The sequence below is a fragment of the uncultured Streptococcus sp. genome, from assembly GCF_905372115.1.
GTDB lineage: Bacteria > Bacillota > Bacilli > Lactobacillales > Streptococcaceae > Streptococcus.
In genome coordinates this window covers 1-12,756 of the sequence record NZ_CAJPNR010000057.1, presented here as the reverse complement: position 1 = coordinate 12,756, position 12,756 = coordinate 1, and the positions used below count along the sequence as shown (strand labels likewise).

Here is a 12,756-nt window from a genome sequence, read left to right as displayed (position 1 = left end):
TCACGCCACGCTCGCGAGCGATATTGTTAGACTCAACCAAGGTCCAGTAGTTCATAAGCATAAAGTAGATGCTAGTGAACTCTACAGCTTCCGCAGATCCATAATCGATCAACTGCTGAGCTAAGTAGCTGTGCAGTCCCATAGCTCCCAGACCAAAGGTGTGCGCCAGACTGTTACCATTGTCGATAGAAGGCACAGCTGTGATATGCGAGCTGTCTGTGACAAAGGTCAGGGCGCGTGTCATAGTCCGGATGGATTTTCCAAAGTCAGGCGATGTCATCATGTTGACAACGTTGGTAGAGCCTAAGTTACATGACACATCTGTTCCTAGGTGAAGATACTCTTGCGCATCATTCAAAAGGCTAGGCTCTTGTACTTGCAGGATTTCAGAGCAAAGGTTACTCATGACGATTTTACCGTCGATTGGATTTGAACGGTTAGCTGTATCAATGTTTACGACATAAGGATAGCCGGATTCTTGTTGGAGTTTGGAAATTTCTGTTTCCAAATCACGGGCCTTGATCTTGGTCTTAGTGATATTTGGATTAGCGACCAACTCATCGTATTTTTCAGTGATGTCAAGGTAGGCAAATGGCACTCCATACTCGCGTTCAACAGAATATGGGCTGAAGAGGTACATTTCTTCATTCTTACGCGCTAATTCGTAGAACTTATCCGGAATGACGACACCAAGTGAGAGGGTTTTAACCCGAACTTTTTCGTCGGCATTTTCTTTCTTGGTAGAAAGGAAAGAGATGATATCTGGGTGGAAGACATTGAGGTAAACAACACCAGCTCCCTGACGTTGGCCCAGCTGGTTAGAGTAGGAGAAGCTGTCCTCGAAGAGTTTCATAACAGGAACAACCCCAGACGCAGCTCCTTCATAACCCTTGATAGGTGCTCCAGCTTCCCGCAGATTGCTGAGGGAAATACCGACCCCACCTCCGATGCGAGACAATTGCAGGGCAGAGTTGATGGAGCGGCCGATTGAGTTCATATCATCTGTTACTTGGATGAGGAAGCAGGAAACTAATTCACCGCGACGAGCCCGACCAGCATTGAGGAAGCTTGGTGTCGCCGGTTGGTAGCGTTGGTGGATGATTTCATTAGCAATATCCTTGGCAATGGCTTCATCTCCGTTGGCAAAGTATAGGGCGTTGAAGAGTACCCGATCTTCCATGCTTTCTAGGTAGTATTCACCATCATTTGTCTTCAGTGCATACTGGTTGTAGAACTTATAAGCAGCCATGAAAGATTTAAACTTGAAATCTTGAGCATGGATAAAAGCAGTCAGCTCCTCGATGTATTCCGGAGAATAATGTTCAATAAATTCCTTCTCCAAATAGTTTTCTTCTATTAAATATTTAATTTTTTCTGTGATAGAAGAAAATTGCTTGGTGTTTGGCTCAACGTTTTCTTTAAAAAAAGCTTTTAAGGCTTCTTGATCTTTATGAAGCATAATCTGACCATTAACTGGACGGTTGATTTCATTGTTGAGTCGGAAGTATGTCACATCCTCTAAATGTTTGAGTCCCATGTTTTCCCTTTTCTATATAAATAAGATAATTAGCTAGCGGAAAAATATCCGCCTTACAAAAGAAACGGCCCCTATGAGCATAGGAGCTGCAGTTTGCCCTGATAATATGTCTTTTAGTTTATCTCCCGATCAAGGCGCGCTGCCCTCAAAATAAACTACATTAAGACAGTTTTTTCAATTTACCAGGTTGGAAACCAGAAAATGCCTCAGTTGCTGTCTGAATCACAGGAGCAGCGTTGAAACCAAGATCTTTGACATGGTCAATGAATTCTGGCTGTTCGTCCAAGTTGATTTCGCGGTATTCTACATGATTAGTATCTAAGAAGCGCTTGGTCATTTTGCACTGAACGCAGTTGTTTTTTGAGTAAATAGTTACCATTAAAAATTCCTCTAAACTTTCGTTTTTTCTTTTAAATAATACGAAACTAGTATATCTAAAAGAAAATAGAATGTCAATAGTTTTGAACTAAATATTGTGTGATATTTTGTTATAGGATAGATTACAATACAATATATAGTGTTTATATAAGCTGTGAAAAGAAGTGAAAAATTGCAGAAAAGGAGCAAAATGCTGATGCGGCAATGCTTAAACAAGTCTTAAAATATAAAAAAAAAGACTAGTAGCTTTTCCGCCAAAAACAAAAATCCAATATCTTGTGTTACAGAATTTAGGGAATCACTAGCAGGAGTGGAGGGAGGAGTTTTTGGATCTGAATTCGAGCTAGATATTTTTTATTGGAATATAAAAACTCCCTGCAAATGTCGCTGCAGGGAGCTAGGGATAACATGTTATTTTTTAGTAGGCAGCCCACCATTGATAAAGAGACCAGTAGAGAATATTAGCGACCATGATTAGAGAGGATAGGCTGGCAATACTAGTGATAAATAATTTACTCTTACTCCATTTTTCCTTGTTTTTAAGATAGAAAGGATAAAGAGAGCCGATTGCAAGAAGCAGAGCTAGAATGGCTAATGTTATAAAGTTCCAGTTATAGTCAGCATCTGCAGCATTCATAAGTTTAGTAAAGATATTGAATAGGTTGAAGGGAATGCTTAAAATAGCGGCATTAGTCAGGTATATCCATATTTTCCATGCTAATGAAGTCTTCTTTTGGGATTTTTTTAGGATAAGGCGATAAAGATCGATACCTGCATTGGTAAGGAGACTAATCGCACTAAACAAAATGGCCAATCCAGCAAGAAGGAGCATCCCATAGTCTTTGATAAGATCCCAATTAGATTGCCGAAGCGCGTCGCCATAGGCTCGCGTGATTTTTTCTTGTCCTTGTGATTCACTAGCGACCCAGAAATCTCCGTTGAGCTGAGCAGCATCTGCTTTCTCATTGATATAGTAGGTATATCCCGGAACTGTTCTTAAGAAAGAGAAGGGACCACTATTGAAAGTACGGGCGCTGCGATAGTAACCAGGATGGAATTTTGCATAAGATTGTTTATTTGGAGATTTTTTAGGACCAAATACTAGCTCGGGCATCTTGTAATTATAGATTTTTTCTTGAAATTGGTTCGTCATAATGACTTGGCCAATACCAGACTCTAAGTCAAGTAAAATGTAAGAAGAAAATCCTCCTGAATTGCCGCCGTGTCCAATAACTCTGACACCATATTCTTGATACCAAAATCCGTGTGCATTCAGAGGAATATCCGTACCTGGGTAGGTAGAGCTTGCAGTATATAGAGTCTTCCAAGTTTCAGGATGTTTGAAAAGTTCTTTCTTTTTTAGAAGGGCTTGGGCAAATTTCTGCAAGCCATCTAAGGTTCCTGTGGCACGGCCGACAGGATAGAGACTCAGTTCAAAGTCTGAATCTTTCTTATAATTTCCATTAGCATCATAGCTTTTGACTTCTTTATGTTTTTTATAGACATATGCATTATCGGACAAGTCAGGCAAAATAGCCGTTTTTTCCATCTCTAAGGGTTTAAAGATGTGCTCATGGGCATAGTCGGAAAATGATTGTCCACTAATTCGCTCAACAATATAAGCGGCTAGTCCGGTACCAAAGTTAGAATAGGCAGTAGTCGTACCTGGTTCAAATACTTGATTAGGTTGTCTGGTCTTCATCAGTTCTTCAATACTTTTATCCCCTTTTAGGTAAGTATTTTGCTCGTCAAATCCGGCTTGATGATTCATCAAATCTAGCATAGTAATAGGTTTATCGAAATTTAAATGTTTGAGAAAGTCCTTGGGCAGGTAGTTTTTTATATCAGTCTCAAGATCAATTTTTCCTTCTTCCCAGAGCTGCATGACAGATATCCAGACAGTCAGCTTAGTGATAGAACCCCATTCAAAAATGGTGCTATCATCAGCTTTGGTCTGTTTTTCCTTATCAATATAGCCGAAATTTCCTCGATAAATGGTTCCATTTGTATCAAAAACAGCTGTTTCCATAGCAGCGGATGTCTTTTCATTTTTTTTATAAAAATCTTCTATCTTTTGACCGATCTGTTCATAGCTATCCCCTGTAGGTAAAGTCTTACTATCCGCCAATACAGGGCTTGGAATGATAATGCAAAGTATAGGGAGTAGTGAGCAGATGAATAATAGTAATTTCTTCATAGCGTCTTCCTTTCATAAAAATAGAGACTGGACCGTCTATAACCTCTATTTCTTTTCTATTAAATATAGCGCGCCTTCAATAGACAGAAGAAATAGAGAAATCAGTTCTTTTCTATAAAAAAGATTGCAATTGTAGCTAAAGTAAGATATATTTAACGAGTAGCTACAAAGTAATTATACCATATGACCGAAATTGTGTAAATAGTCATATTCGATTTTTAAAAAGAAAGGGAAGCTATGCCAAAAGGGTTTACAATAGAAGAAAAGAGAATATTAATTGAAAAATTTAAGAATGCTTGCAGTCAAAGCTGGATGAATTTTGGCTATAAGAAAACAAGCGTTGATATTCTCTGTCAAGAAGTTGGGATTGCAAAAGGTTCTTTTTATACCTTTTTTAAAAATAAAGAAGAGCTCTTCTTTCAGGTTTATCGCGATGCACAAGACAGGATTTTTTCCATTTTTGAAGCTATTTTGAAGGATAATCCATCAAAGGAGGGGCTGTCTAAAGCTTTGAAGGCAGTCTTTAAAGAGTATGAAAAAAGTACATTTGTCTTTGATACAAAGAATCCTGATTACTTAAACTTTAATAATAAACTTAGTCTTGAACAGCGACAAGAAATTGATGCTCAAACGGCTCGTCTGAATGAAGAAATTTTTTCTCAGTCTTTTCTAAGTTTAAAGATTGATAAGGATTTAGCTATTTCTGTTTTATTTGCAACTATGTCTACCATTACACATAAGGATCAGTTACCTGTTGATATTGAACAAGTTTTTGATTTTATGATTGAAAACTTAGTGGAAGCCATTTTTGAATAAAGCTTGAGGAATGTAGGATTTTGCTCGAAAATTCTCTCTTCAATATAATAAGAAGAGTTTTCATTTCCTAAGAAATATTTTGTAAGCGGGCTATAAAATTCTTGAAAAAGATTTCAAAAGGTGATATAATATCAACTTGTAAGGGTTATCACAATAACTCAAAAAGAATTATTTAAAAGGAGAGTCTAACTATGGCTTCTAAAGATTTCCACATTGTAGCAGAAACAGGTATTCACGCACGTCCAGCAACTTTGTTGGTTCAAACTGCTAGCAAATTCGCTTCAGACATCACACTTGAATACAAAGGTAAATCAGTAAACTTGAAATCTATCATGGGTGTTATGAGTCTCGGTGTTGGCCAAGGAGCTGATGTTAAGATCTCAGCTGAAGGTGCAGATGCAGACGATGCTATCGCTGCAATCTCCGAAACAATGGAAAAAGAAGGATTGGCTTAATATGACAGAAATGCTTAAAGGAATTGCAGCATCTGACGGTGTTGCCGTTGCTAAGGCATATCTATTAGTTCAACCGGATTTATCATTTGAGACTGTTTCAGTCGAAGATACGAATGCAGAAGAGGCTCGTTTGGATGCAGCTCTTGAAGCTTCACAGAACGAGCTTTCTGTTATCCGTGAGAAAGCAGTAGATAGCCTTGGTGAGGAAGCCGCTCAGGTATTTGACGCTCACTTAATGGTACTTGCTGACCCTGAAATGGTTGGGCAAATCAAAGAAACAATCCGTGCGAAAAAGACCAATGCAGAAGCTGGTCTGAAAGAAGTAACGGACATGTTTATCACTCTCTTTGAAAACATGGACGACAATCCATATATGCAAGAGCGTGCGGCAGATATCCGCGACGTGACAAAACGTGTTCTTGCTAACCTTTTGGGCAAGAAATTGCCAAACCCAGCGTCTATCAATGAAGAATCAGTTGTCATTGCTCATGACTTGACTCCTTCTGATACAGCACAGCTGGATAAGAAATTTGTTAAAGCTTTTGTAACTAATATCGGCGGCCGGACAAGCCACTCTGCTATCATGGCGCGTACGCTTGAAATCGCAGCAGTATTGGGAACCAATAACATTACTGAGCTTGTAAAAGACGGCGATGTGATTGCAGCTAACGGTATCACTGGTGAAGTGATTATCAACCCAACTGAAGAGCAAATCGCAGCATTTAAAGCAGCTGGTGAGGCTTATGCTAAGCAAAAAGCTGAATGGGAATTGCTTAAAGATGCTCAGACTGTGACTGCAGATGGCAAGCACTTCGAATTGGCAGCCAATATCGGTACGCCAAAAGACGTTGAAGGTGTCAATGCTAACGGTGCAGAAGCAGTTGGTCTTTACCGGACTGAGTTCCTTTATATGGATTCTCAAGACTTCCCGACAGAAGATGAGCAGTATGAAGCATACAAGGCTGTACTTGAAGGCATGAACGGAAAACCAGTGGTTGTTCGTACGATGGATATTGGTGGAGATAAGGAACTTCCTTACTTTGATATGCCACATGAAATGAACCCATTCCTTGGTTTCCGTGCTTTGCGTATCTCTATCTCTGAAACTGGCGATGCTATGTTCCGTACACAAATCCGCGCTCTCTTGCGTGCTTCTGTACATGGACAATTGCGCATCATGTTCCCAATGGTAGCCCTTCTGACAGAATTCCGCAAAGCTAAAGCGGTTTATGACGAAGAAAAAGCTAAGCTTCAAGCTGAAGGTGTTGCAGTAGCAGACAATATCCAAGTGGGTATCATGATTGAAATTCCAGCAGCAGCTATGCTGGCGGATCAATTTGCCAAGGAAGTAGACTTCTTCTCAATTGGTACCAACGACTTGATCCAGTACACTATGGCAGCTGACCGAATGAATGAGCAAGTCTCTTACCTCTATCAACCTTACAACCCATCTATCCTTCGCTTGATCAACAATGTTATCAAAGCAGCTCATGCTGAAGGCAAATGGGCAGGTATGTGTGGAGAAATGGCCGGCGACCAAACAGCGGTGCCATTGCTCGTAGGTATGGGCTTGGATGAATTCTCTATGAGTGCGACTTCTGTTCTTCGGACTCGTAGCCTCATGAAGAAGCTGGATACGAAGAAGATGCAAGAACTGGCTCAGCGTGCACTGACTGAATGTGCAACGATGGAAGAAGTTCTTGAGCTTGAAAAAGAATATCTTGACTTCGATTAATCTGAAAAATTAAGATTAGATCAGGAAAATTTTCCTGGTCTTTTTTTGTTGTGGCCTCATAGTAAGAGGGAGCAAAAAGTGGAAATCAAAGAAAAATAGCAAATATAATATGAACAAATTTAATAATCTATCTTAATTGTGAAAAAATTCTTTAAATTTATAACTTTTGGTTGAAATTTTCAGAAAATTTGGTAAAATAATATTTAATAACATTTTGGAGGGGACAAGTGACACAATATAAAAACTATATAAATGGAGAGTGGAAAGTTTCTGAAAATGAAATCACCATCTCATCTCCCATCAACAATGAGATTTTAGGAACTGTTCCTGCCATGACTCAGGCAGAGGTAGACAATGCGATGGCGAGTGCTCGTGCAGCTTTGCCAGCTTGGAGAGCTCTTTCAGCAGTTGAACGTGCAGCTTATCTGCATAAGGTTGCGGATATTTTGGAGCGCGATCAGGAGAAGATTGGTGAAATCCTTGCAAAGGAAGTTGCCAAGGGTATCAAAGCGGCAGTAGGAGAGGTAGTCCGGACAGCAGACTTGATTCGCTATGCGGCTGAAGAAGGGATTCGTATTCACGGACAGGTTATGGAAGGTGGCGGCTTTGAAGCTGCCAGCAAGAAAAAACTGGCTGTGGTCCGTCGTGAGCCTGTAGGAGTTGTATTGGCTATTGCGCCATTTAACTACCCAGTCAACCTGTCTGGTTCTAAGATTGCTCCTGCCCTTATCGGCGGAAATGTCGTGATGTTTAAGCCACCTACTCAAGGTTCAATCTCTGGTTTGCTCTTGGCTCAGGCTTTTGCTGAGGCTGGTCTGCCTGCTGGTGTTTTCAATACCATCACAGGACGTGGTTCAGAAATCGGGGATTACATCATTGAGCATAAGGAAGTAAACTACATTAACTTTACTGGCTCCACTCCAATCGGTGAACGCATCGGTAAGTTAGCTGGTATGCGTCCAATTATGCTTGAATTGGGTGGTAAGGATGCTGCAGTTGTACTGGAAGATGCTGACTTGGAGCATGCAGCTAAGCAGATTGTTGGTGGGGCATACAGTTATTCCGGCCAGCGCTGTACGGCTATTAAACGTGTCATTGTCATGGAGAGCGTAGCAGATAAATTAGCGGCGCTGATTAAGGCAGAGGTAGAGAAACTGACGGTTGGTGATCCCTTTGATAATGCGGATATCACACCAGTCATTGATCATGCATCAGCAGATTTCATCTGGGGCTTGATTGAAGATGCTCAAGAAAAGGGAGCGTCAGCCTTGACAGAAATCAAACGTGAAGCAAATCTCATCTGGCCTGCCTTGTTTGACCATGTGACACTGGATATGAAATTAGCTTGGGAAGAGCCGTTTGGTCCTGTTCTTCCGATTATTCGTGTGACTTCCGTTGAAGAGGCTATCCAAATCTGTAACCAGTCAGAATTTGGTCTTCAATCTTCAGTCTTTACAAATGATTTCCCGAAAGCATTTGAAATTGCTGAGAAACTGGAAGTGGGTACTGTACACATCAATAATAAGACCCAACGTGGTCCAGATAACTTCCCATTCCTTGGTGTTAAGGGATCTGGAGCAGGAGTGCAAGGGATTCGTTACAGTATCGAAGCGATGACACAAGTGAAATCCATCGTGTTTGATGTGAAATAATGAGAAAGGCGGCTTTGTGCGGCCTTTTTTCTTACCTTGATGAACTTGTAAATCTAATAAGATTACATCATGATTTTAAAAGAATTAATCAGTTATATGTTTAATTGCTTATTATTTTAAAATGTAAATTTACATATTGGTCTATATCTTTATGAAAATTTTCATCTTTTTCTTGTTTCGGATAGCTCCTATACTTAGTGAAAAAGGAATTAAAAGATATAGAGAGACACAAAATGCAGTGTTTTCTCTCTCATTTATTACTAATTTCAGCTAATGTTCGGTTTTAGTAATTTTCCGTAAGGATATTTGAAATTTACTTGAAAAAGAGATAAAAATAATGTAGAATAGTATTATAGAAAACGCTTACAAATAGAAAGGTGATTGCATGGATAAGAACGAAGCATTAAGAACCTTTACAACAGGTGAAAACTTTCATTTACAGCATTATCTAGGGGCGCATCAGGATGAAGTGGACGGCAAGTCTGGCTACTCTTTCCGCGTTTGGGCGCCTAATGCTCAGAGTGTCCATTTGATTGGAGATTTCACCAATTGGTATGAAGAGCAGATCCCTATGGTCCGAAATGAAGCGGGCGTTTGGGAAGTCTTCACAGAGCTACCTAAGGAAGGAGATATTTACAAGTACAATATCAAGCGCAGCAGTGGTCAGGAAATTTTAAAAATTGATCCGCTGGCTATCTATCTGGAAGAGCGTCCAGGCACGGGAGCAGTCATTCGCAGCATTCCTGAGAAGAAGTGGAAAGACGGTCTTTGGCTGGCACGCCGGAAGCGCTGGGGCTTCTTCTCTCGGCCGGTCAATATCTATGAAGTGCATGCCGGATCTTGGAAACGTAATGAAGACGGCAGTCCTTATAGCTTTGCCCAGTTAAAAGAAGACTTGATTCCTTATCTGGTGGAGATGAACTACACACATGTGGAATTCATGCCGCTTATGGCTCATCCGCTGGGACTTAGCTGGGGCTATCAGCTTATGGGCTACTTCGCCTTTGAGCATACCTATGGCACACCTGAGGAATTTCAGGACTTTGTTGAAGAATGTCACTTGAACAATATTGGGGTCATTGTGGACTGGGTACCAGGTCACTTCACTATTAATGATGATGCTCTGGCCTACTATGATGGGACACCGACTTTCGAGTATCAGGACCACGATCGGGCTCATAACTATGGTTGGGGTGCTCTCAACTTTGATTTGGGCAAGAATCAGGTTCAGTCTTTCTTGATTTCCAGTATTAAATTCTGGATTGATTTCTATCATTTGGACGGGATTCGGGTTGATGCTGTCAGCAATATGCTCTATCTTGACTATGACAGCGGCCCATGGCAGCCAAATAAAGATGGAGGCAATCGTAACTATGAGGGCTATTACTTCCTGCAACGCCTCAATACGGTCATTAAGCTAGCCCATCCTGATGTCATGATGATTGCAGAGGAAAGCTCCTCAGAAACCAAGATTACTGGTATGAGAGAGTTGGGTGGTCTTGGATTTGACTACAAGTGGAATATGGGCTGGATGAATGATATCCTTCGTTTCTACGAGGAAGATCCGATTTATCGTAAGTACGATTTTAATCTAGTGACCTTCAGCTTTATGTACGTATTCTCTGAAAACTTCCTCCTGCCATTCTCGCATGATGAAGTGGTTCACGGCAAGAAGAGTCTCATGCACAAGATGTGGGGTGACCGTTACAATCAATTTGCAGGGCTCCGCAACTTGCTGACCTATCAGATCTGTCATCCGGGCAAGAAATTGCTCTTTATGGGTTCAGAATTTGGTCAGTTCCTAGAATGGAAGTCAGAAGAGCAGCTAGAATGGTCTAATCTGGACGATCAGATGAACAAGAAGATGCAGGGCTTTACTACTGCACTCAATGCCTTCTATAAAGACAATCGTCCGCTTTGGGAGATTGATCTGAGCTATGATGGCATCGAAATCATTGATGCGGATAATACTGATCAAAGTGTCCTCTCTTTTATCCGTAAGACGGAAAAAGGAGATATGTTAGTTTGTGTATTTAATATGGCGCCGGTAGAGCGTAAGAACTTTACCATTGGTGTTCCAGTGGAAGCCATTTATGAAGAAGTATGGAACACTGAATTAGAAGAATGGGGAGGTGTTTGGAAGGAACATAACGAAACAGTTCAGTCTCAAGAAGGACTTTGGAAAGATTATCCACAGACCTTGACCTTTACGTTGCCAGCTCTTGGAGCCAGCATCTGGAAGATCAAGCGTCGGATTGCTCGAAAAAATGTTAAAAAAGATTCCACAAAGGAGTAATAGTCTATGAAGAATGAAATGCTAGCTTTGATTCTTGCCGGCGGGCAAGGAACTCGTCTTGGAAAGCTCACACAGAGTATCGCAAAACCTGCGGTACAGTTTGGCGGTCGCTATCGTATTATTGACTTCGCCTTGTCTAACTGTGCCAACTCCGGTATTCACAATGTCGGTGTCATTACTCAATACCAACCATTAGCTCTGAACAGTCATATCGGAAATGGTTCTAGCTGGGGTCTCGATGGTATTAACTCAGGCGTGTCCATTCTTCAGCCTTATTCTGCGAGCGAAGGAAATCGCTGGTTTGAAGGTACCAGCCATGCGATTTACCAAAATATCGACTATATCGACAGCATCAATCCTGAGTATGTCCTGATTTTGTCTGGGGACCATATCTACAAGATGGATTATGATGACATGCTTCAGTCTCACAAGGACAACAATGCCAGCTTGACAGTTGCCGTTCTGGATGTGCCTCTCAAAGAAGCCAGCCGTTTTGGTATCATGAATACAGATGCTAATAATCGGATTGTTGAATTTGAAGAAAAACCAGAACATCCTAAGTCAACCAAGGCTTCTATGGGGATTTATATCTTTGACTGGCAACGTCTGCGCAATATGCTGGTAGCTGCTGAAAAGAGCAATGTGGATATGTCTGACTTTGGTAAGAATGTTATCCCTAACTACCTTGAATCTGGCGAAAGCGTTTATGCTTATGATTTTGAGGGCTATTGGAAAGACGTTGGTACAGTAGAGTCTCTCTGGGAAGCCAATATGGAATACATCAGCCCAGAAAATGCTCTGGATAGCCGCAATCGTCGATGGAAAATTTATTCTCGCAACTTGATTTCTCCGCCAAACTTCATCAGTGAAAATTCCTATGTGGAAGATTCGCTGGTCGTTGATGGCTGTTTCGTTGACGGTACAGTAAAACACTCTATCCTTTCTACTGGTGCTCAGGTCAAGAAGGGCGCAGTCATTGAAGACTCTGTCATCATGAGTGGAGCTGTTATTGGCAAAGACGCTAAGATTAAGCGGGCCATTATCGGAGAAGGTGCGATCATCTCTGATGGTGTAGAAATTGATGGTACAGAGGAAGTATATGTTGTCGGATACAACGAGAAAGTGGGGGTACCAAAAGATGAAGATTGATAAATACTCAGCAATTTTAGGAAACACAGTAGGCTTCCATGATATGTCAACTCTGACAAATCATCGTCCAGTAGCCAGCTTGCCATTCGGTGGGAAATACCGCTTGATTGACTTCCCGCTTTCAAGTCTTGCCAATGCTGGTATCCGCAGTGTCTTTGGTATCTTCCAGCAGGACAATATCAGCTCTGTTTTTGACCATATTCGTTCAGGTCGTGAGTGGGGTCTGTCTACCTTGCTCAGCCACTATTACTTGGGAATCTACAATACCCGTGTAGAAAGTTCTACAGTCGGTGAGGAATACTATGATCAGCTATTGACCTACCTGAAACGTTCTGGTTCCAACCAAACTGTTGCACTTAACTGTGATATCTTGGTTAATATTGACCTCAATCAAGTTTTCCATTTGCATAATACAACAGAACAGCCAATCACAGTTGTCTACAAGAAATTGCATAAGGAAAATATTTCGGATGTGAATGCTGTCCTAGATATTGACGAAACGGACCATGTCAGAGGGCATAAACTCTTTGATGGCCGAGAA

General features: G+C 41.1%; 10 protein-coding genes. 7 read left to right on the top strand and 3 right to left on the bottom strand.

Annotated elements, in window-relative coordinates; genetic code table 11:
• The 3 genes from nrdE to QZ169_RS10710 form a co-directional block, all read right to left on the bottom strand.
• On the bottom strand, positions 1–1,537 hold a 1,537-nt coding region (nrdE, locus tag QZ169_RS10720; RefSeq protein ID WP_295506952.1), incomplete at its 3' end, for a class 1b ribonucleoside-diphosphate reductase subunit alpha.
• Positions 1,538–1,697: 160 nt separating this feature from the next.
• Entirely contained in the window at positions 1,698–1,916 is a 219-nt protein-coding gene (gene nrdH / locus QZ169_RS10715; RefSeq protein ID WP_002897920.1) for a glutaredoxin-like protein NrdH, read from the bottom strand.
• Positions 1,917–2,333: 417 nt separating this feature from the next.
• Entirely contained in the window at positions 2,334–4,112 is a 1,779-nt protein-coding gene (locus tag QZ169_RS10710) for a serine hydrolase (RefSeq protein ID WP_295506950.1), read from the bottom strand.
• Positions 4,113–4,349: 237 nt separating this feature from the next.
• Here QZ169_RS10710 and QZ169_RS10705 point away from each other — a divergent pair, with 237 nt between their 5' ends.
• The 7 genes from QZ169_RS10705 to QZ169_RS10675 form a co-directional block, all read left to right on the top strand.
• A complete protein-coding gene (locus tag QZ169_RS10705; RefSeq protein ID WP_004191817.1) occupies positions 4,350–4,928 on the top strand; it encodes a TetR/AcrR family transcriptional regulator in 579 nt (192 codons plus the stop codon).
• A 191-nt stretch (positions 4,929–5,119) separates the two neighbouring features.
• Positions 5,120–5,383: a phosphocarrier protein HPr gene (locus QZ169_RS10700; protein WP_002896017.1), complete on the top strand. Its 264-nt coding sequence runs from the start codon at positions 5,120–5,122 to the stop codon at positions 5,381–5,383.
• A 1-nt stretch (position 5,384) separates the two neighbouring features.
• Positions 5,385–7,118: a phosphoenolpyruvate--protein phosphotransferase gene (ptsP, locus tag QZ169_RS10695; protein WP_002900755.1), complete on the top strand. Its 1,734-nt coding sequence runs from the start codon at positions 5,385–5,387 to the stop codon at positions 7,116–7,118.
• Positions 7,119–7,345: 227 nt separating this feature from the next.
• Positions 7,346–8,770, top strand: a complete 1,425-nt coding sequence (locus QZ169_RS10690; RefSeq protein WP_124765258.1) for an NADP-dependent glyceraldehyde-3-phosphate dehydrogenase — start codon at positions 7,346–7,348, stop codon at positions 8,768–8,770.
• 385 nt (positions 8,771–9,155) lie between these two features.
• The gene (gene glgB / locus QZ169_RS10685; protein WP_295506946.1) at positions 9,156–11,066 is read left to right on the top strand and encodes a 1,4-alpha-glucan branching protein GlgB; all 1,911 of its coding nucleotides are present in this window, start codon (positions 9,156–9,158) and stop codon (positions 11,064–11,066) included.
• Positions 11,067–11,072: 6 nt separating this feature from the next.
• Positions 11,073–12,215, top strand: a complete 1,143-nt coding sequence (locus tag QZ169_RS10680; protein ID WP_125401432.1) for a glucose-1-phosphate adenylyltransferase — start codon at positions 11,073–11,075, stop codon at positions 12,213–12,215.
• A partial coding sequence (locus QZ169_RS10675) for a sugar phosphate nucleotidyltransferase (protein WP_295506944.1) occupies positions 12,205–12,756 on the top strand: 552 nt, incomplete at its 3' end. The genes QZ169_RS10680 and QZ169_RS10675, both read left to right, overlap by 11 nt.